This is a genomic window from Streptomyces sp. Ncost-T10-10d, assembly GCF_900091955.1.
GTDB lineage: Bacteria > Actinomycetota > Actinomycetes > Streptomycetales > Streptomycetaceae > Streptomyces.
On record NZ_FMDF01000168.1, the window covers coordinates 24,473 to 42,748 of the forward strand.

Genomic DNA, 18,276 nt, shown 5'->3' on the forward strand with positions numbered 1-18,276 from the left:
CGGGATCCGCACCCGTACGGGACGAGGGCCGGTCAGACGCCCGCGTAGGAGTGCTTGCCGGTGACGAAGATGTTCACGCCGTAGTAGTTGAAGAGCCAGCAGCCGAACGCGATCAGTGCCAGGTAGGCGGCCTTGCGGCCCTTCCAGCCTGCGGTGGCGCGGGCGTGCAGGTAGCAGGCGTACGCGACCCAGGTGATGAAGGACCAGACCTCCTTGGGGTCCCAGCCCCAGTAGCGGCCCCATGCGTCGCCCGCCCAGATGGCGCCCGCGATGATCGTGAACGTCCACAGCGGGAAGACCGCGGCGTTGATGCGGTACGAGAACTTGTCGAGCGTCGAGGCGGCGGGCAGCCGGGAGAGCACGGACTGGGCGAACGAACCGGGCTGCACGCCGTTGGCGAGCTTGCTCTCGTAGCTGTCGCGGAAGAGGTAGAGCAGGGTGGCGACCGCACCGATGTAGAAGACGGCGCCGCAGATGATGGCGGTGGAGACGTGGATCCACAGCCAGTACGAGTGCAGTGCGGGCACCAGCTGGTCGCTGGAGGTGTAGAGCACCGTGGTCGCGATACCGAGGTCCAGCAGGACGGTGGTGACCAGGAGCAGTCCCATCCAGCGGACGTTCTTCTTCAGCGCGAGGAGGACCAGATAGGCGCCGACCGCCACCGTGGAGAAGGTGATGGAGAACTCGTACATGTTGCCCCACGGGGCACGCTGCACGGACAGCGCACGGGCGAGGACACCGCCGGCCTGCACGAGGAAGGCGAGCACGGTCATGGAGACCGCCATGCGTCCGTACAGGTCGCCCTTGAACGTGCCGCCGGCCGCGCCGGGCCCGTCCGGGACGTCGCGGGTACCGGCCGCGGAGCGCGTGATGATCTTCGGGCGGTCGAGTACGGCGGTGCCGCCGCCCTTCTGTGCGACCTGCACCTTCACCGTGGGGGCGGCCGCGTCCTCGGCACCGGTCAGCGCGGCGGCGGTGCGGCCGACCTTGCTGCGGCTGCCGAACACCCATTCCGCGATGTGCGCGAAGAAGGCCAGGGTGTAGACGGCCATCGACGAATAGATCAGCACATTGCTGGTGTGCGCCAGGTTCTCGTTGGTTGCGGCGGCGAGATTCACTTCTCAGCCCCTTCGGCAGGTTCTTCGGAGGATTCTTCGACGGAGTCGGATCCGGGGTCGGTGTCGGGGCCGGGCGCGGTGGGCGCGACGGCGTTGAGCGTGACCGCGAGATCGGCCAGCTCCTCGGGAAGCTTCGCGGACTCGCTGCGGCCGAGACCCGCCATTTCGACGACGGTGACGCCGTCCGCACCGCGTACGGCCCGCACCCAGATGCGGCGCCGCTGGATGAACAGCGAGCCCGCGAGTCCGGCGATCGCGGCGACGGCGCCGGTGAGCGCCCAGCCGCTGGCGGGCTGCTCGGAGATCTGGAAGCTGGCCCACTCCTCGACGCCCTCGAAGGTGATCGAGCCTGCGCCGTCGGGCAGCTTCATCGTGTCGCCGACCGCCAGGCGCTGCTTGAGCTGGTTGCCCTTGCTGTCCTTGAATTCCTTCATCTTGGACTTGTCGAGCTGGTACACGTTCTGCGCCAGCCCGGAGTCCGGCCCCAGGTAGCCGTGGTAGCCGTTGAGGGCGAGCCGCGGATTGTCGGCGGCGGGGAACTGGGAGAACATCGTGCCCTGGTTGTCGCCCGCGAAGCTCGGCACGAAGAAGGCCTGGAAGCCCAGCTGGGTCTTCTTGCCGTTCTCGTCGCGGTAACCGTCCAGCACCTTGATCGCACCGGTCGAGGTGACGTTGTTGTCGATGGGCAGCAGCGGTACGGCGTTGCGGTAGACCACCTTGCCGCTGCCGTCCTTGACGGAGACGACGGGCGCGTAGCCGTGCGCGTTCAGATAGACCTTGGTGCCGTCGATGACGAGGGGCTCGTTGACCTTGATGACGGTCTTCTGCGGCTTGCCGTACGCGCCCTGCTCGTACGTCACATGGGCCTCGTAGGTCCGGGGCGTACCGATCTGGGGGCCGCTGCGCTCGTACGTACCGGTGAACTTGTCGAGCTTGAAGCTGAAGGGGACGAGCGAGTCGCTGTCGAACAGCGAACCCGACTTGAAGTCGTCGTACTGCGTCAGCGTGTTGGAGAAGCCGTCGCCCTCGACGATCAGCTTGGCGCCCTCGGACTTGAAGAGCTGTCCGAAGGCGAACGCCACCAGCATCACGATCAGCGCGATGTGGAAGATCAGGTTCCCGGCCTCGCGCAGGTAGCCCTTCTCGGCGGCGACCGCGTCCCCCGCGGTGTGCGCGCGGTAGCGGCGCCTGCGCATCATGGCGAGCGCGGCCTCGCGGACCTGCTCGGGCTCGGCCTCGGTGCGCCAGGTGGTGTACGCGGGCAGCCGGGTCAGGCGCCTCGGGGCACCCGGCGGGCGGCTGCGCAGCTGGCCGATGAACTGGCCGGTGCGCGGGACGATGCAGCCGATGAGCGAGATGAACAGCAGGATGTAGATCGCGGAGAACCACACCGAGCTGTAGACGTCGAAGAACTGGAGCTTCTCGTAGATCGGCGTGACGGTGGTATGGGCGTCCTTGAAGGTCTGCACCTTCAGTTCGTCGACGCTGTTCTGCGGGATCAGCGAGCCGGGGACGGCGCCGAGCGACAGCAGGAAGAGCAGGATCAGCGCAACCCGCATCGAGGTGAGCTGCCGCCAGAACCAGCGGACCCAGCCGATGACGCCCATGGCCGGCAGACCGGCCGCGCTCTCCTCGCGGGGGGCGGTGGAGAGCTGGGAGCCGGCCGCACCGAGTTCGCGGGCGTTCTCCCGGTCCTGCTCGTCCCGGATCTCCCGCTCGTCCCGGTGCTCGCGCTCCGGGGCCGGGTTGGACTTGGTGTTGCTCATGGAACTCAGATCCCCACAGTGAAGCCGTTGGACCAGCCCTGCAATTCCTGCATCATGGTGTCCCAGACGCCGGTCAGCAGGAGCAGCCCGGTCGCGATCATCATGACGCCGCCGATCCGCATGACCCATGCGTAGTGGCGCTTGACCCAGCCGAAGGCGCCGAGCGCCTTGCGGAAGGCGACCGCCGCGAGCACGAAGGGCAGGCCGAGCCCGAGGCAGTACGCGACGGTCAGTATCGCCCCGCGTCCGGCGGTGCCCTGGTCCATCGCGAGGATGCTCACCGAACTGAGCGTCGGGCCGAGGCACGGGGTCCAGCCGATCCCGAAGAGGGCGCCCAGCAGTGGTGCGCCCGCCAGCCCGGTCACCGGCCTCTTGTGGATGCGGAATTCGCGCTGCGTCATCCACGGCATCAGACCCATGAAGAAGATCCCCATCAGGATCATCAGCACGCCGAGGATCTTGGTGAGCGTCCCGCTGTGCTCCTGGAGGGTGTCGCCGAAGAAGCCGAAGAGCGCGCCGCCGGAGACGAACACGGCGGTGAAGCCGAGCACGAAGAGCGAGGCGCCCACGACCATCCGCCCCCGCTTGGCCTGCGCCAGGTCCGTGCCGCTGACCCCGGTGACGTAACTGAGGTAACCGGGGACGAGCGGCAGGACGCACGGCGAGAAGAACGAGACCAGACCGGCGAGTACGGCGAGGGGCAGGGCGACGATCAGCGCCCCGTCCACGATGGTCGAGTTCTCGCCCTGGAGCGCGGCAAGGGTGTGCACGGAATCACTTCTCCGCGATCAGCGGGTCGATCATCTTGTGCAGCTTGTCGGCGTCGAGCGCGGCCAGCGAACGGGCGGCGATCTTCCCGTCCCGGTCGAGCACCACGGTCGACGGAATGGCCTGCGGACGCAGCGTGCCCTTGGGGAAGCGCAGCATGAGCTTGCCGGTCGGGTCGTAGAGGCTCGGGTAGGGGACCCCGTAGTCCTTCTCGAAGCTGATCGCGGGGCCCTTCTTGGGGTCCCGGGTGTTGATCCCGACGAACTGGACGCCCTTGTCCTTCGTCTCCTTCGCCACCCTCGCGAAGTACTGGGCCTCCAGACGGCAGGGTCCGCACCACGAACCCCACATGTTCAGTACGACGACCTTGCCCTTGTAGTCGGCGACGTCGAGCTGCTTGCCGTCGAGGGTCTCACCGTCGAGCTTCGGGGCGGCCTTGCGGTCCCCCTTGGCCACGGTGGAGATTCCGCCACTGCCCGTGACGAAGTTCGTGTTGCCACCGCCACCGACCTTGTTGTCGTCGCCACCGCACGCCGTCAGCGTGAGTGCGAGTGCGACGACCGCTGCGGGGGCGGCGAGCAGGGTGAAGCGGCGTCGAGGTGCGCGGCCATAGCTCATGTGAAAAGTTTCGCATGGCGGTTCCGGCGATCTCGGGCACCCCCCTCGGTGCCCGTAAAGCCCGTTGTCAGGCCTGTTTAAAGAAGGCGTTCCAGCCGCCTTCGGGCGACTGTCCGACTCCCAGCGTACGGAGCTTGTCGAGCACGGCCGGGGTCTGGACGTCGAGCCAGTCGACGAACTGCTTGAAGGAGACGAGCCGCACATCCGGCTTCCCCGCGATTTTCTTGAGCGCTTCCTCGACCGCGTCCATATAGATGCCGCCGTTCCACTCCTCGAAATGGTTTCCGATGTAGAAGGGTGCGCGATTCGTCGTGTACGCGCGGTTGAAACCGGCGAGATACGACTGGGCGGCCTGCTTGCGCCAGGCCGGATAACGCGAAGGCATGCCCTTGGTCGAATTCACCGACTGGTTGGCGAGGATGTTGTAGTCCATCGAAAGGACTTCGAAGGAGTGCCCCGGGAACGGCATGCCCTGCAGCGGCAGATCCCACACGCCCTGACGCTTCTGGGGCCACACCTGGGTACCACCGGGCGAGCTGGCGTCGTAGCGCCAGCCGAGCTTGCGCGCCGTGGGCAGCAGATTGTCCTGGCCGAGCAGACAGGGAGTGCGGCCGCCGACCAGTTCCTTGCGGTAGTCGAAAGGCAGCGGATCGAGGTCGCTCCAGCCGGTGTTGGTGCGCCATTCGGTGACGAAGGAGACCGCCTGATCGATTTCGCTCTGCCACTGGGAGGCCGACCAGTTCGCGACCGATCCGGAACCGCCGCAGAAATGCCCGTTGAAGTGGGTGCCTATCTCATGTCCGTCGAACCAGGCCTGACGGACACACTTCAGCGTCTCCTTTATGTGGTCATCGGTGAGATAACCGATGTCGGAAGCGCCGATCGGGTTGTTGGGCGGCCGGTACTTGGACTTCTTCGACTCGGGCAGCAGATAGAGGCCGGAGAGGAAGAAGGTCATGGACGCCTCGTGATCCTTGGCGAGTTCCAGAAAGCGCGGGAAGAGCCCGTTGCCGACCTCGCCCGCCCCGTCCCAGGAAAAGATCACGAACTGCGGTGGCGTCTGCCCGGGTTCGAGCGGAACCGGCGCGGAGGGCTGGTGCGGCTGCTTCCCGGTGTCCGCGGTGGAACCGTCGCCTATCTCGCGGACGTCCTTCTTCGCGGGTCCGGCCCCCGGGTGTGCCCGTCGGCACCCTTCTCCCCCGTACCGGCGCCCGGCAGGCCCGTATCGGAGGAACCGCACCCCGTCAGACCGATGGCGGCCGCGGCCCCAAGCCCGGCTCCGAGCAGACCCCTTCGGCTGATGTCGCGCATGAATTCCCCATCTGCGGTCGTTTTGCCTCAAGTCCATACAAACTGACAAAGGCTTAGATGAGGGAAGCAGCACAAGGGTTCCGCCATTTAGCATATTTTTCTGTGTGCGACCAGACCTCGGCCTTGGTCGAACGCATGACCGAGCGAGCTGGACGCGGCGGGAGCAGGGCTCAACCGCCACCTCGGAGCGCCGGTCCCGTGACGGCGGCAAAACGCCGGACGGGCGAAAAGATCTAGCCCGTCCGGCGATTGAGGACAAACCGGCAACCGGACGACCAAGGAAGCCGGCAGGCCGGACCCGGGGCTGGGGCTCGGGCGCACTCCACCCCACACCCCGCCGGCCCCGGGCCGGCTACGCGCCGAACGCCTTCGACTTCCCCTTCACCGGCTTCGCACCGGCCCGCAGATGCGCCGGCACCAGATCCCGCGCCGGCTCCGTGTACCCGACCGACACGATCTTGTCGCCCTGGTACGTGAAGCTGGTCAGCGAAGCGAGCGTGCACTGCCGCTTGCGCGGGTCGTGCCACAGCCGCCGCCGCTCCACGAAACTGCGCACGATCCAGATCGGCAGCTGATGGCTGACACACACCGCCTCGTGCCCGCGCGCCGCGTCACGCGCGGCGTCCAGGGCGCCCATCATCCGTACGACCTGCTCGATGTACGGCTCGCCCCACGACGGCCGGAACGGATTCGTCAGGTGCTTCCAGTTGTCCGGCTTGCGCAGCGCCCCGTCACCGACCCCGAAGGTCTTGCCCTCGAAGACGTTGGCGGCCTCGATGAGCCGCTCGTCGGTGGCCAGGTCCAGGCCGTGCGTCTTGGCGATCGGTGTGGCCGTCTCCTGGGCGCGCTCCAGCGGGGAGGCGACGACATGGGTGATGTCGCGGCCTTCCAGGTGCTCGGCGACCCGGTCGGCCATCTGCCGGCCGAGCTCGGAGAGGTGGTAGCCGGGGCGGCGCCCGTAGAGCACGCCCTCCGGGTTGTGCACCTCGCCGTGCCGCATGAGATGGACGACGGTGATGTCCTTGCGGTTTCCGTTCTCGCTCATGCGGTGGCCTCCGATGCGGCGCGGGCAGCGGCGGGCAGGGCGGCGGCGATGCGTTCGACGGCCTGCGTGTCGTGGGCGGTGGAGACGAACCAGGACTCGAAGGCGGACGGCGGCAGGTAGACGCCCTGCGACAGCATCGAGTGGAAGAAGGCGGTGAAGCGGAAAGCTTCCTGCTGCTTCGCGTCCTCGTAGTTCCGCACCGGCCGGTCGGTGAAGAAGACGGAGAACATGTTGCTCGCCGCCTGCACGGTGTGGGCCACACCTTCCTTCGCGAGCGCCTCGCCGACCAGACCGCGGATCTCCGCGGAGACGGCGTCCACCTTCGCGTACGCGGCGTCGTCGAGCAGTCGCAGCTGGGCGAGACCGGCGGCGGTGGCGACCGGGTTACCGGAGAGAGTGCCCGCCTGGTAGACGGGACCGACCGGGGCGAGGTGCGCCATCACGTCCGCACGCCCGCCGAAGGCCGCGGCCGGGAAGCCGCCGCCCATGACCTTGCCGAAGGTCATCAGGTCGGGCCGCACCCCGTCGACGCCGAACCAGCCGGCCTTCGAGGTACGGAAACCGGTCATGACCTCGTCGGAGATGTAGAGCGCACCGTTGGCGGCGCAGATCTCCTTGAGCCCGGCATTGAACCCGTCCAGCGGCGGTACTACGCCCATGTTGCCCGGCGACGCCTCGGTGATCACACAGGCGATCTCGCCGGGCTGGGCGGCGAACGCCTCCCGCACGGCGTCCAGGTCGTTGTACGGCAGCACGATCGTGTCGCCGGCCTGCGCACCGGTGACCCCCGGGGTGTCCGGAAGGCCGAAGGTCGCGACCCCGGACCCGGCGGCGGCGAGCAGTGCGTCGACGTGGCCGTGGTAGCAGCCGGCGAACTTCACCACCTTGGCCCGGCCGGTGAACCCGCGGGCGAGACGGATCGCGGACATGGTCGCCTCGGTGCCGGACGACACCAGCCGCACCTGCTCCACGGGCTCGACCCGGGCCACGATCTCCTCGGCGAGCGCGACCTCGCCCTCACCGGGCGTACCGAACGAGGTGCCGCGGGCGACGGCCTCCTGGACTGCGGCGATGACCTCGGGGTGGGAATGGCCGAGGATCATCGGCCCCCACGAGCACACGAGGTCGACATACTCACGGCCGTCGGCATCGGTGAGATACGGACCGGTACCGGACACCATGAAGCGGGGCGTACCGCCCACGGCCCGGAAGGCACGGACGGGAGAGTTCACGCCGCCGGGCGTCACGAGGGACGCGCGGTCGAAAAGCGTCTGCGAAACTGGGGCGTCATAGGGAAAGCTCACACAAGCCATGGTGTCAGAGCCACGGACGGTCTTGCGGACAGGTGTTTCACCGCACGCCCGTGGGGGAGGTCACTGAGACGATGATCGGGTTGCGCGGCGGGGGCTGTGTCTCCTAAGTAGTAGTCGGGTGGATGAGATATGCATCGCGGTGGCGGAGTGGGCGAAGGGACCGACGACCTGGGGCCCGAGCCTTCCCGGCGGGGTCGGCACCGGCGTGAGGCGGAACGCAAGCAGGGAATACAGGCCGGTGGCACGCAGGGTGTCGGAGCCGGAAGCAGGAGTGGTGGCCGGGTGGGGGTGACCTACAAGTATTTCGGTGCCCCCGACGGGGCGACCGCGGCACGGGTGCCCATTTCGATGCGCCCCGAGGAGCTCGGCGGCGACGAGCTGGGCATGGGCGGCATGTTCACCAAGATCAAGCCGGAGACGGTGGCGGCGATGGTCCTCACCGGCATCCAGGGCATACCCCTGCACAAGGTCCCACCGCTGGAACTGGTCGTGCTGCACCCCGACTACGCGGTGGTCAAGCTCCCGATGACGGTCGTCGACCCGCTGCGCGGCGTGGGCGAGGAGTCGGTGGGTGCCGCAGCCTTCATCTGGTCCACGGTCCCGGACCGCGGCGGCCCGCGCGACGCGTTCAACGTCTACCAACTGCTGCACGAGTGGCAGGATTTCAGCCATCGTCTGCATGACGCGGGGCATCAGGCGTACTGCCTGGTCTGGCCCTGACCCGGATTTCCATTCAGTACGGACGGCCCTCCGGAGAGCTTGCCCCTTGCGCGGGGGGCTGTCCGGGAACGCCCGTCAGGCCGCGTCGCCGGCAGACACTTCGAAACGGTGCGGCAACGACTCGCCCGCGCCGTCGCAGCCCACGACCGGACCACCCACGCCGCAGCCCGGCCCGGAGGCCGGTCCGCCGTCACTTCCGCGGTGTCGGCGAGGGCGCCGAACGCCCCGGCCCGGCCGATGGATTCGGCGTCACCGCTGCTTCCGTGGGGTGTGGGTCAGCCGGCCCATCGTCCGGAGAGGAAGGTGACGGCGAAGACGGTCATCAGGGGTGCTGCGACGACGAGGTAGGCCGTCTGGATGCGGGCGTTTCGCAGGCTCCAGGCAGCGAGGCCGGTCCACAGGGGCCACCACAGGAGGGTCGCGCGGGGGATGGACGTGTACCAGTAGGAGGTGCCCAGGGCCCACAGGCTGAGGCCGATGTACACCGCTTCCGGCCAGCGCCGCTGTCGGAGCAGCAGGCCGCACAGGCCGATGCCGACCAGCATGGTGAGGAGTTCGGCCTGGCTCATCAGGGCGTACCCGGTGCTCTGGGAGTGCCCGAAGGCGGCATGCCAGGTGTTCTGCCAGGCTTCCCAGGGGGCGTGGAAGTCGCGGTACCAGCCGCGTTCCTCGGCGTGCTTCCAGGCCATCCAGTCGCCGGTGTGCGTCTGCAGGTACCAGCTGTAGAGAAGCGGCGGGAGGGCGGGCAGGGTCAGCCAGGGAAGACGTCGCCAGTGGGCGGGGGTGCGGGCGGTGACCAGGAAGTGGACCGCGAGAGCCGCGGCGAGGAAGAGGCCGCTGACACGTACGGTGGTGGCCAGGCACGTCAGGACGGCTGCGAGCGGCCAGTTGAGGCGCTGAGCGGCCAGCCAGGCCGGCAGGGCCAGGGCGAGGAAGAGCGCTTCGGTGTAGCCGGCGGCCAGGAAGACCGCGCACGGGGAGAGCAGGAAGAACAGGGCCGCGCGCTGCCCCGCATTGTCCTGTGGCAGGTGCAGCCGGGCGATCCGGGCCAGGGCCAGTACGGCGACGCCACCGGCAACGAGGGAGATCAGCGCACCGGCCGCGGGCCAGCTCGGGACGACCGTATGGACGGCCCGTAGTACGAACGGGAAGCCGGGGAAGAAGGCTTCCCTGTTGTCCCAGCCGGATGTCCAGGGGCCGGACCCGCCCGGGAAATAGCCGTCCTGGGCTATGTGCAGGTAGTGCCACCAGTCCCAGCGCTGCCACAGTGAGAAGAACGAGGCGGCGTGGCGGGCCTGGTGGTCGTCGGCGAACAGCCGGCCGGTGCAGTAGGCGGTGATCCAGATGCCCGCGCGGGTCAGCAGGTACAGCCACAGCACCTCGCGGTCAGCGGGCTTGAGCCGGAGGAACAGCCGGCCGGAGGATGCCGTGCTCGGTGACGGTGTATCGCGGGGCGGCCCGGGAACGGTCCTGGTCCGGGCCGGCGGACGTTCACGCTGCCGATGGGGGGACGAAAGGCTCACAACAGGATCTCCTGCGTCGAATGCGCGTGTACCGAACGGCCCCGGGCAGACGTCGCCCGGGGCGCGGGAATCGGAAGGTCAGCGGGGCGGGTTGCTCTGGCTCCGGCTGGGGGTTGTCGATGTGCCCTGGCCCGGGGACGGGCTGCTCATCGGCGGCGGGCTGGTGCGGAGCGAGGAGGGCAGGGAGGGCACAGGAGAGGGCCGGGGGGTGGAAGGAGTGGTGGCCGGGACGGTGGTGCCGGTGCTGTCGGGCAGGAGTGCGGCCACGGCCGCGCCCGTGCCGGAGAAGACCAGGCAGACTCCGACAGCCAGCGCGAGGATCCGGCGCCTGCGCACTTGCTCCGCGCGCTCGGTGATGAAGGAGAGCGGAGCGGAACGGGCGCGGGACTGGCCGGTGGCGGCAGCCTCCTTGAACAGGGACCGCAGCGGGTCTTGGGGTTCAGACACGGGTCCCCTCCTCGGTACGCGGATCCTGCAGACGATGCGAGAGCGTGGCCCGGCCCCGGGCCAGATGCGTCTTGACGGTGCTGGCCGCCAGACCGGTCTCCGCGGCGATCTGCTCGACAGTCAGATCGCATACGTAGTGCAAGGCCAGCGTGCGGCGCTGTTTGGGCGGCAGATCCCGCAGCACTTCCACCAGGGCCACCGACTCCGGGCCGGGAGCCTCCATATGGGGCGGGGCACCACTGCGCTGCCAGGCATCCGCCATACGGCGCCGCCCGCGCCACCGGCTCACCGCCAGTCGCCAGGCGACCGTACGGATCCACGCCTCGGGCTGCCCGTCACGGTCGAGCTGACGCCGTCGGCTCCAGCCCTTGGCGAAAGCTTCCTGCACCACGTCCTGCGCCTCGTGCTGGTCGCCGAGCATCACAAACAACTGCCCCGTCAGCCGAGCGGCCGTCTGCGCATAGAACTCTTCGAACTCCTCGACGGTCAACAATCAGCTCCTGGATCTCCTCGGTCTCACCGGGCATACGCCCGGCACCCCGCATCCGGACGACACCGAAACCGAAATGATCAGCGTGACGGTCATCACACGGACCCGGCGGCCCGGGGAATCGGATTGCGGTTCGGTCAGCCCGTTCTCACAAATGATCGCCTGTGCGTGCTCTGTGAAGACCCGGAGCCCGCCCCGTTTCCGCAGGTGAGCGCATGCGGAAGTCCCCCGGAACCCGCGCGCTGCGCGTTTCCGGGGGACTTCCGCCATGGAATTCGAGGCCCTGGAAGCCCCCTCCGCACCCCGGCAGACACCGAAGGGCCGTCGCAGCGCTCTTCTCGTGCTGCGACGGCCCTTCGGTGAGCCAGGGAAGTCCGGGGCTTCCGCCTCGGCTCGGCCCGCACGGCGGTGGCGGTGACGCCCCGACCGGTGCGGCCGTCCTTCGTCGGCGCCTCGACGAGGCGCACGCGAGGGGGTCAGGCAGCCGCGGAAGCGGCCTGCGAGGACACCTGCTGGATGACCTCGGTGAGCGCGGTGACGACCTCGGCGTCGTCCGCCGGGTGGGTGTCGGCGAAGCGCGTCACGGAGCCCGGGATGGACAGCTTGACGTCCTCCAGGACCACACCGCCCGCGATCCCGGCGGACTTGCGGGCGTCGTCCTGTGCCCACACTCCGCCGTACTGGCCGAAGGCGGTGCCGACCACGGCGACCGGCTTGCCGGAGATGGCGCCGGCACCGTACGGGCGGGACAGCCAGTCGATGACGTTCTTCAGGACGGCCGGCATGGTGCCGTTGTACTCGGGCGAGAACAGCAGGAACGCGTCGGCCCGGCCCGCCGCCTCACGCAGTCGGGCGGCAGCGGCCGGGACGCTTCCCTCGACGTCGACGTCCTCGTTGTAGAAGGGCACGTCGGCCAGGCCCTCGTACAGCTCGATGTCGACACCCGCGGGGGCGTGCTTGGCGGCGGCTTCGGCGAGCTGACGGTTGTGCGAGCCGGCGCGGAGGCTGCCGACGAGCGCGAGGATGCGTACAGACATGGAGAACTCCCGGAAGGCGGAATCTGCGGAACAAGCGGACCATGGTCCGTTGAAAGTTGTACCACTTAACCGGACTGCGGTCCACTTATGTTTCCTGGCGCTACTCTGAGCCCATGACCGGTCACGTTCCCCCGCCGCTCAGGACGCCCGACCCCGGCGAGGTGCGGACGAGTCTCCCGCTCGCCCCGACCGGTGGACCGCCGCAGCTACGGGCGGACGCGGCGCGCAATCGCACGCGCCTGCTGGACGCCGCTTCCCGGCTCCTGACCGGGTGCGGAGCGGCGAACCTGACCATGGAATCGGTGGCCGCCGCCGCAGGGGTGGGCAAAGGCACCGTCTTCCGGCGCTTCGGCGACCGAGCCGGACTCCTGCTCGCGCTCCTGGACCATCGGGAGGAGCAGCTCCAGGCCGCCTTCCTCTCGGGTCCGCCGCCCCTGGGTCCCGGCGCCCCCGCGGCGGAGCGTCTGCACGCCTTCGGGCCCGCCGTCCTGCGCCACGAACGCGATCAGCACCCCCTGATCCTGGCCAGCCGGACGAACCCGCTGCGCAACTACACCGTCCCGGCCCACCATCTGCGGCTCAGCCACATCACGATGCTGCTGCGTCGGGCGGAGGTGGCCGGCAACCCGGAACTGCTCGCACACGCCCTGCTCGGATCCATCGACACCGCCCTGGTCCACCACCTCACCCAGGAGTGCGGCATTCCGCTGGAGCGCCTGGAGGAAGGCTGGCATCACCTGGTGACGCGACTCGGGGCGACCCGGTAGTCGACGGCCGCAGCTGGTGCTGTGACCGGAAAGGTTTGCCGGAAAGCTCGCGGCGTCCGGTGCGGTGCATCGCAAGGCGGAGCATTGCCCGCGTACTGGATGTACTCCGGTGATGCGACAACGCGGCGAGGTGCCGTGCCGGGCGTCGCGAGCCGGTGAACCTTTCCGGTCACAGCACCAGGGCGTGCGTCAAGGCCGTCGGCGGCCGAACTGACCGCCGGGACGGTGGACGCCGGGGCGGTGGGTTCGGGGCGGCGCTCGCACCACGGTGCCGGCACGGACCGCATCCTCTCCGTGGCCCGGACGGTCAGTGGCCGGGCGGGGCAGCGCCGTGCCCGGCCGGGGGCAGATCGAGCCATCGGGCCGTACCGGGCGTGATCACATGGGTATGGCCTCCGAGGACGACCCGGACGGCCGGGTGGTGCGAGTCCGGCACGGCGATCCGTAGGCGCTGGGCACGGATGCGCAGGTCCACGTCCCAGTGCCGGCGGAATCTGATGCGCATCCCGAGTTTCGAGAGCTGGGGCAACGTGGCCGGCGCGAGCCACAGTGCGTCGTCGCGGGTCTCCAGCCCCGTCATCCCGCGCTGTACGAAGTCGAGGGTGCCCGCCATCGCCCCCAGATGGATGCCCTCCTCGGTGGTACCGCCCTGGATGTCGGCCACGTCCCCGGTCAGCGCCTCCTCGCAGTACTTCCACGCCGCCTCGCGGCGTACGCGCGCCAGCACCCAGGCATGGACCAGGGAGCTGAGTGTGGAGCCGTGGCTCGTACGGGCGAGGTAGTAGTCGACGGTGGCGCGCCAGGTGTCGTCGTCCAGCACATGCCCGAGCTGCCGGAAGAGGCCGGCAAGTTCCTCCGGCGAGAAGAGGTAGCCGAGCATCAGCACATCGGCCTGTTTGGACGCCTGGTAGCGGTTGGCGGTGTCGCCCTCCGCCTCCAGGATCCGATCCAGCCTCCGGATGTCCCCGTACCGCTTCCGGTACCCCTCCCAGTCGAGCTCGGCCAGCTCCCCGTAACCGGCGAACTGGCTGATGACACCCCGGTGATACGGCACATGCAGCCGGTGGGAGATGTCCTCCCAGCGTTCCGGTTCATCCGGATCGAGCCGGATCCGGTCGAGGAGCCGGCGGCGTCGTGTCCCGGACAGGGCGCGGTACAGCTCCGTCGAACGTGACAGGACCCAGGCCGCTGTCACGTTCGTGTACGCGTTGTCGTCGAGGCCTGCCGTCCCGGTTCCCGGATAGGCGTCGTGGTACTCGTCGGGTCCGACGACACCGCGGATGCGATACCGGGCCAGGGACGCGTCCCATTCGGCACTGTCCGCCCAGAACCTGGCGATCTGCAGCAGCATGTCCGCGCCCTTGGAGTGCAGGTACTCCGTGTCCCCGGTGGCCTGGCAGTACTGCCAGACGTTGTATGCGACGGCCGAGCCGACATGATGCTGCAGCCGGGAGCGGTCGGGCAGCCAGCGCCCCGAGTGCGGGTTGAGGTGGAGTTCCTGGGTCTCCTCGCGTCCGTTGTCGGCGCTCTGCCAGGGGTACATCGCCCCGGCCCTGCCCGCCTCGCTCGCCGCTCGGCAGGCTGCGGGCAGCCGCCGGTGGCGGTAGTCGAGAAGTCCTCGGGAGACTTCCGGGAGATGCAGATTCAGGAACGGCAGTACGAACAGCTCGTCCCAGAAGACATGGCCGCGGTACGCCTCGCCGTGCAGTCCTCTCGCCGGTACCCCCACATCGAGTCCGGCGGTGTGCGGGGAGAGCGTCTGCAGTACGTGGAAGAGATGCAGCCGGAGGATGCGGCCCGCTTCGCCCGGGACCTCCAGCCGGACCTGCTGCCACAGATCGGCCCAGGCCCGCTGGTGCGAGGAGAGCAGATGCGGGAAGTCCGGGGCTCTTCGGACCTCGGCCACGGCTGCCCGCAGGGGGCTGCCGATCGCGAGGTCGCGCGAGGTGTACAGCGCCACCGTCTTGTCGACGACGGCGTCGGAGTCCGGGCTCAACGGGAGCTTCAGCCGTTGGAAGACCGCCTTCGCCGTGTGCCGGGAACCCGGGCCGACCCGCTGTTCCTTCCCTTCGCCGCCGCACCCGGCCCGCGTGCGGGCCGCCAGCGCGATACCGATGTCCGACTCCACCGTGCGGCACCTCAGCGACACCGCACCGTCCTCCTCCGTCGCGGTGACCCAGCCGGTCAGGTGCCGGTTCGACAGATCCCGGTACCGCGCGACACCGGAGTTGCGGACATCGCCGTCGATCCCCGCCTCCACCTCGATCGCGCCCGCCCATCCCTCCGCCCGGAACACCGTGTGCAGGGCGGCGAGATGCGGATCACCCATGTGCACCAGGCGGCACTGCTCCACATGCAGCCGCCGGCCCGCCCCGTCCTCGTAGACGGACCGGCGGGTCAGCGTGCCCCCGCGCAGATCGAGTGACTGGTGGTGTTCCACGAGGTGCTCGTGATCCGGGCGGAGCCACGGTCCCGGGGCGGTACCGGCGGGGTGGATGCGGTAGCGCAGCGGCAGCCAGTTCGGCAGGTTGACCAGGTCCTCGTTCTCCACCCGGCGGCCCCGGACCGAGGAGGCCAGCCGGTTGTAGCAGCCCGCCGCATAGGTGCCGGGGTAGTGCGAGGGGCCCTCGGACGTCTCGGGCGCGGCTCCGCGCGTGGCGAAGTATCCGTTGCCGAGCGTGCACAGCGCCTCGCGCAGCCGTTCCTCCTGCGGCTCGTACCCCTCGTACGACCAGGTCCAGGCCCGCGCCATCAGTCGTCCCCGGCCGTCAGCAGGTCCCCCGGGTCGGGCACCACGATGTCGGCACCGTGGCGGCGCAGCTCGGCGGCGCCGGCGGGGGTGCCTGCACGGTCCACGCCGACCACGAGTCCGAAGCCGCCGCGTCGCCCGGCCTCGACCCCGGCCAGCGCGTCCTCCACCACGGCGGTGTCCCGGGCCGGGGTCCCAAGACGCCTCGCCGCTTCGGCGAAGAGCGAGGGGTCCGGTTTCCCGGGCAGCCGCAGCCGGCGCGCCTCGTTCCCGTCGACCACTGCGTCGAACCGGTCGATGAGACCGGCCCGCGCCAGCAGTTCCGTCGCGTGCCGGGACGCGGAGACGGCGGCACAGGGCACCCGCTCACGGCGGAGCACGCCGAGGAGACGGACCGTGCCGGGCCAGACGTCGACCGGGTCGGTGCGCAGACTCTGCGTGAACAGCTCGTCCTTGCGGGCGGCGATCGCCCATACCGTCGCGATTCCCGGTGGGTCGTCGGGGCTGCCTTCGGGAAGGTCCAGTCCCCTCGATGCCAGGAAGGCCGCCGCACCGTCCCTCCGCGACCGGCCGTCGACGTGGCGCAGATAGTCGTCGGCGGCGTCGAACGGCCGCTGCCCCCCGACGGCCGACAGACAGGCGTCGAACGCCTTCTTCCAGGCTGCGGCGTGTCTCCGGGCGGAGTCGGTGATCACTCCGTCGGTGTCGAAGACCACGGCCCGCACGGAGCGCAGGCACGGTGCCAGGGACGGTGCGGCTGCCATGACCTGGGCGGTCCCTTCGTCAGGGGCTCCTCTTCATGGCACCACGGTTCCGGCGCACGGGCGCGTCGTGGACTCCGTACGGCATCGCGGCCGAGCGTCCCCCTGAAATCGCGCATATCGTTCACAACGGGCAGTCGCGGCCGGGCCCGCGCGGCCGCCGCCCGCAGCCCTCCGGGGACTCGCCACGGACGGAGGATTCCATGTCAACGACCAGGAGTCTGCTCGACGCGATCCCGCCCGACGGCCGGACACGCCTGCTCGACGAGGCGGCCCGCGAAGTGCCTCTGGCCCTCGACGAACGCCTCTTCGAAGAAGGCAGACGGGCCGACCACTTCTGGATCATCCGCTCCGGACAGGTCGAGGTCGACATCCGTGTGCCCGGCCGTCGTGCGGCGGTCATCGAGACGCTGGGCCAGGACGATCTGCTGGGCTGGTCCTGGCTGTTCACACCGCACGTGTGGCACATGGGTGCACACGTGATCCGGGCGGGAAAGGCCGTGGAATTCGATGCGGCCGCCGTCCGCTCGTTGTGCGAGGCCGACGCGAAGCTGGGCCGGGCGGTGTACAAGTACGTCGCGGAGACGGTGGCGGAGCGCCTGTACGGAACACGGAAAAGGCTGCTGCAGCTGTACGGCCCCCGGGGTGCGTCCCTTGAGGACTGAAACGTTCCGGGGCGTGGGACCTTCCGGGGTGCGGGACCGTCCGGGCGCGGGACCCTCCGCGGCGGGACCCTCCGCGGCGCGCCCGAGGGACGAAAGGCCCATACCGCCCGGCCGATATCTGTTCCATGCTGAAGAGACCATCGACCGTTCCCGATCTCCGGGAGTTCCGATGCCCAGCCAGACTCTCGACGACGCGACGCTGGTCGGCCTCGTCGCCGATGCCACCGCCGCCCCGTCCATGCACAACGCCCAGCCCTGGCAGTTCCGCTACACACGCGCCGGCCGGACCCTCACTCTCCGGGCGGACCTCGACCGCGCGATGCCGGAGGCCGACCCCGACACCCGTGCACTGCACGTGGGCTGCGGCGCGGCGCTGCTGAACCTGCGGGTGTCCGCCGCCCATCACGGCCTGAACGCGGTCACCGCACTGCTGCCCGAACCGTCGGACCCTGCCGTACTGGCCGCCGTCCGTCTCGGCGTCCGCCCCGACGCTCCGCAGGAGCCCGCCGATGAAGCGCTTGCCGCGCTCCACCCCGCGATCCGGGACCGGCACACCAGCCGCTATCCGTTCGACGAACAGACGATCCCCGAGGACATCCGTGCGCAGTTCGCCGACGCGGCCCGTATCGAGGGCGCGGACTTCGCGTTCCTGGCCCCGATCCATCTGGAGACCGTGCTCGAACTGATCCGGGACGCCGAGGGATACGACCGCGGGGACCCGGCACGGGAGGCGGAGCAGGAGCACTGGACCCGGAACACGAAGACCGAGGCGCCCGTGGACGGAATCCCCGACTACGCCTTCGGCCCCCGCGACGCCTCCGAACGCGCGACCACCCGCGACTTCGCGGGAACCGGCGTCCTCCCGGGCCGGGCACGCGTCCGGTTCGAGAACCGACCTCAACTGGCCCTGCTGAGCACCCCGGGCGATCACCCCACGGACTGGCTGAGCGCAGGACAGGCCCTGGAGCGCGTACTGCTCACCGCCACGCTCCACCAGGTGTCCACCTCGTTCGCGACCCAGCCCCTCGAATGGCCGGACCTGCGGTGGCTCCTGCGCGACCCGGTCTACGGCACGGGACACGCGCAGATGATCATCCGCCTGGGGTACGGGCCGAGCGGGCCGCGTACACCACGCCGCCCCCTGGACCAGGTGCTGACGATCGAACCGTAGGAACATC

General features: G+C 69.6%; 16 protein-coding genes and 1 pseudogene. 4 read left to right on the plus strand and 13 right to left on the minus strand.

Going from position 1 to position 18,276, the window contains the following annotated elements; translation table 11 throughout:
- Positions 1-32: 32 nt before the first annotated feature.
- From ccsB to hemL, 7 genes and pseudogenes are all read right to left on the minus strand, one after another.
- Positions 33-1,118: a c-type cytochrome biogenesis protein CcsB gene (gene ccsB / locus GA0115254_RS30280; protein WP_093898460.1), complete on the minus strand. Its 1,086-nt coding sequence runs from the start codon at positions 1,116-1,118 to the stop codon at positions 33-35.
- Positions 1,115-2,884, minus strand: a complete 1,770-nt coding sequence (locus GA0115254_RS30285; RefSeq protein ID WP_093898461.1) for a cytochrome c biogenesis protein ResB — start codon at positions 2,882-2,884, stop codon at positions 1,115-1,117. The genes ccsB and GA0115254_RS30285 overlap by 4 nt, the downstream gene beginning before the upstream one ends.
- Positions 2,885-2,889: 5 nt before the next feature.
- Positions 2,890-3,654: a cytochrome c biogenesis CcdA family protein gene (locus GA0115254_RS30290; RefSeq protein WP_093898462.1), complete on the minus strand. Its 765-nt coding sequence runs from the start codon at positions 3,652-3,654 to the stop codon at positions 2,890-2,892.
- A gap of 4 nt (positions 3,655-3,658) precedes the next feature.
- A complete protein-coding gene (locus GA0115254_RS30295; protein ID WP_093898463.1) occupies positions 3,659-4,270 on the minus strand; it encodes a TlpA family protein disulfide reductase in 612 nt (203 codons plus the stop codon).
- Between the two features lie 67 nt (positions 4,271-4,337).
- Positions 4,338-5,581, minus strand: a pseudogene (locus GA0115254_RS30300) (hypothetical protein).
- 352 nt (positions 5,582-5,933) lie between these two features.
- The gene (locus tag GA0115254_RS30305; RefSeq protein ID WP_093898464.1) at positions 5,934-6,626 is read right to left on the minus strand and encodes a histidine phosphatase family protein; all 693 of its coding nucleotides are present in this window, start codon (positions 6,624-6,626) and stop codon (positions 5,934-5,936) included.
- Complete coding sequence (gene hemL, locus GA0115254_RS30310; RefSeq protein ID WP_370740966.1) at positions 6,623-7,939, minus strand: glutamate-1-semialdehyde 2,1-aminomutase; 1,317 nt, start codon at positions 7,937-7,939, stop codon at positions 6,623-6,625. The genes GA0115254_RS30305 and hemL overlap by 4 nt, the downstream gene beginning before the upstream one ends.
- 129 nt (positions 7,940-8,068) lie before the next feature.
- Between hemL and GA0115254_RS30315 the strand changes: the two genes are divergently transcribed.
- Entirely contained in the window at positions 8,069-8,659 is a 591-nt protein-coding gene (locus GA0115254_RS30315) for a hypothetical protein (RefSeq protein ID WP_093898466.1), read from the plus strand.
- A 275-nt stretch (positions 8,660-8,934) separates the two neighbouring features.
- Here the strand turns inward: GA0115254_RS30315 and GA0115254_RS30320 are convergent, their stop codons facing one another.
- From GA0115254_RS30320 to GA0115254_RS30335, 4 genes are all read right to left on the minus strand, one after another.
- On the minus strand, positions 8,935-10,182 hold the full coding sequence (locus GA0115254_RS30320; RefSeq protein WP_370740967.1) for a mannosyltransferase family protein: 1,248 nt from the start codon (positions 10,180-10,182) through the stop codon (positions 8,935-8,937).
- Positions 10,183-10,260: 78 nt separating this feature from the next.
- Positions 10,261-10,629, minus strand: coding sequence for a hypothetical protein (locus GA0115254_RS44795; protein WP_093898468.1), 369 nt, complete (start codon positions 10,627-10,629; stop codon positions 10,261-10,263).
- Positions 10,622-11,119, minus strand: a complete 498-nt coding sequence (locus GA0115254_RS30330; RefSeq protein WP_093898469.1) for a SigE family RNA polymerase sigma factor — start codon at positions 11,117-11,119, stop codon at positions 10,622-10,624. Before GA0115254_RS30330 ends, GA0115254_RS44795 begins: the two co-directional genes overlap by 8 nt.
- 476 nt (positions 11,120-11,595) lie before the next feature.
- Positions 11,596-12,156, minus strand: a complete 561-nt coding sequence (locus GA0115254_RS30335) for an NAD(P)H-dependent oxidoreductase (RefSeq protein WP_093898470.1) — start codon at positions 12,154-12,156, stop codon at positions 11,596-11,598.
- A 113-nt stretch (positions 12,157-12,269) separates the two neighbouring features.
- Here GA0115254_RS30335 and GA0115254_RS30340 point away from each other — a divergent pair, with 113 nt between their 5' ends.
- The gene (locus tag GA0115254_RS30340; RefSeq protein ID WP_093898471.1) at positions 12,270-12,923 is read left to right on the plus strand and encodes a TetR/AcrR family transcriptional regulator; all 654 of its coding nucleotides are present in this window, start codon (positions 12,270-12,272) and stop codon (positions 12,921-12,923) included.
- Positions 12,924-13,230: 307 nt separating this feature from the next.
- Here GA0115254_RS30340 and GA0115254_RS30345 read toward each other — a convergent pair whose 3' ends face one another.
- Both GA0115254_RS30345 and GA0115254_RS30350 read right to left on the minus strand, forming a co-directional pair.
- Complete coding sequence (locus GA0115254_RS30345) at positions 13,231-15,675, minus strand: glycoside hydrolase family 65 protein (RefSeq protein ID WP_093898472.1); 2,445 nt, start codon at positions 15,673-15,675, stop codon at positions 13,231-13,233.
- On the minus strand, positions 15,675-16,436 hold the full coding sequence (locus tag GA0115254_RS30350; protein ID WP_093898473.1) for an HAD family hydrolase: 762 nt from the start codon (positions 16,434-16,436) through the stop codon (positions 15,675-15,677). The genes GA0115254_RS30345 and GA0115254_RS30350 overlap by 1 nt, the downstream gene beginning before the upstream one ends.
- A gap of 200 nt (positions 16,437-16,636) precedes the next feature.
- On the opposite strand from GA0115254_RS30350, the gene GA0115254_RS30355 reads away from it, so the two are divergent.
- The gene (locus GA0115254_RS30355; RefSeq protein WP_093898474.1) at positions 16,637-17,098 is read left to right on the plus strand and encodes a cyclic nucleotide-binding domain-containing protein; all 462 of its coding nucleotides are present in this window, start codon (positions 16,637-16,639) and stop codon (positions 17,096-17,098) included.
- A gap of 169 nt (positions 17,099-17,267) precedes the next feature.
- Entirely contained in the window at positions 17,268-18,269 is a 1,002-nt protein-coding gene (locus GA0115254_RS30360; RefSeq protein WP_093898475.1) for an Acg family FMN-binding oxidoreductase, read from the plus strand.
- The last annotated feature ends 7 nt before the right edge of the window (positions 18,270-18,276 follow it).

Excerpts from the sequence above, each read along its gene's own strand:
- GA0115254_RS30285 (WP_093898461.1), bottom strand. The coding sequence starts at position 2,884 with ATGAGCAACACCAAGTCCAACCCGGCCCCGGAGCGCGAGCACCGGGAC.
- GA0115254_RS30295 (WP_093898463.1), bottom strand. The coding sequence starts at position 4,270 with ATGAGCTATGGCCGCGCACCTCGACGCCGCTTCACCCTGCTCGCCGCC.
- GA0115254_RS30345 (WP_093898472.1), bottom strand. The coding sequence starts at position 15,675 with ATGGCGCGGGCCTGGACCTGGTCGTACGAGGGGTACGAGCCGCAGGAG.
- hemL (WP_370740966.1), bottom strand. The coding sequence starts at position 7,939 with ATGGCTTGTGTGAGCTTTCCCTATGACGCCCCAGTTTCGCAGACGCTT.
- GA0115254_RS30340 (WP_093898471.1), top strand. The coding sequence starts at position 12,270 with ATGACCGGTCACGTTCCCCCGCCGCTCAGGACGCCCGACCCCGGCGAG.
- GA0115254_RS30360 (WP_093898475.1), top strand. The coding sequence starts at position 17,268 with ATGCCCAGCCAGACTCTCGACGACGCGACGCTGGTCGGCCTCGTCGCC.
- GA0115254_RS30350 (WP_093898473.1), bottom strand. The coding sequence starts at position 16,436 with ATGGCAGCCGCACCGTCCCTGGCACCGTGCCTGCGCTCCGTGCGGGCC.
- GA0115254_RS30355 (WP_093898474.1), top strand. The coding sequence starts at position 16,637 with ATGTCAACGACCAGGAGTCTGCTCGACGCGATCCCGCCCGACGGCCGG.
- GA0115254_RS30335 (WP_093898470.1), bottom strand. The coding sequence starts at position 12,156 with ATGTCTGTACGCATCCTCGCGCTCGTCGGCAGCCTCCGCGCCGGCTCG.
- GA0115254_RS30305 (WP_093898464.1), bottom strand. The coding sequence starts at position 6,626 with ATGAGCGAGAACGGAAACCGCAAGGACATCACCGTCGTCCATCTCATG.
- GA0115254_RS30315 (WP_093898466.1), top strand. The coding sequence starts at position 8,069 with ATGCATCGCGGTGGCGGAGTGGGCGAAGGGACCGACGACCTGGGGCCC.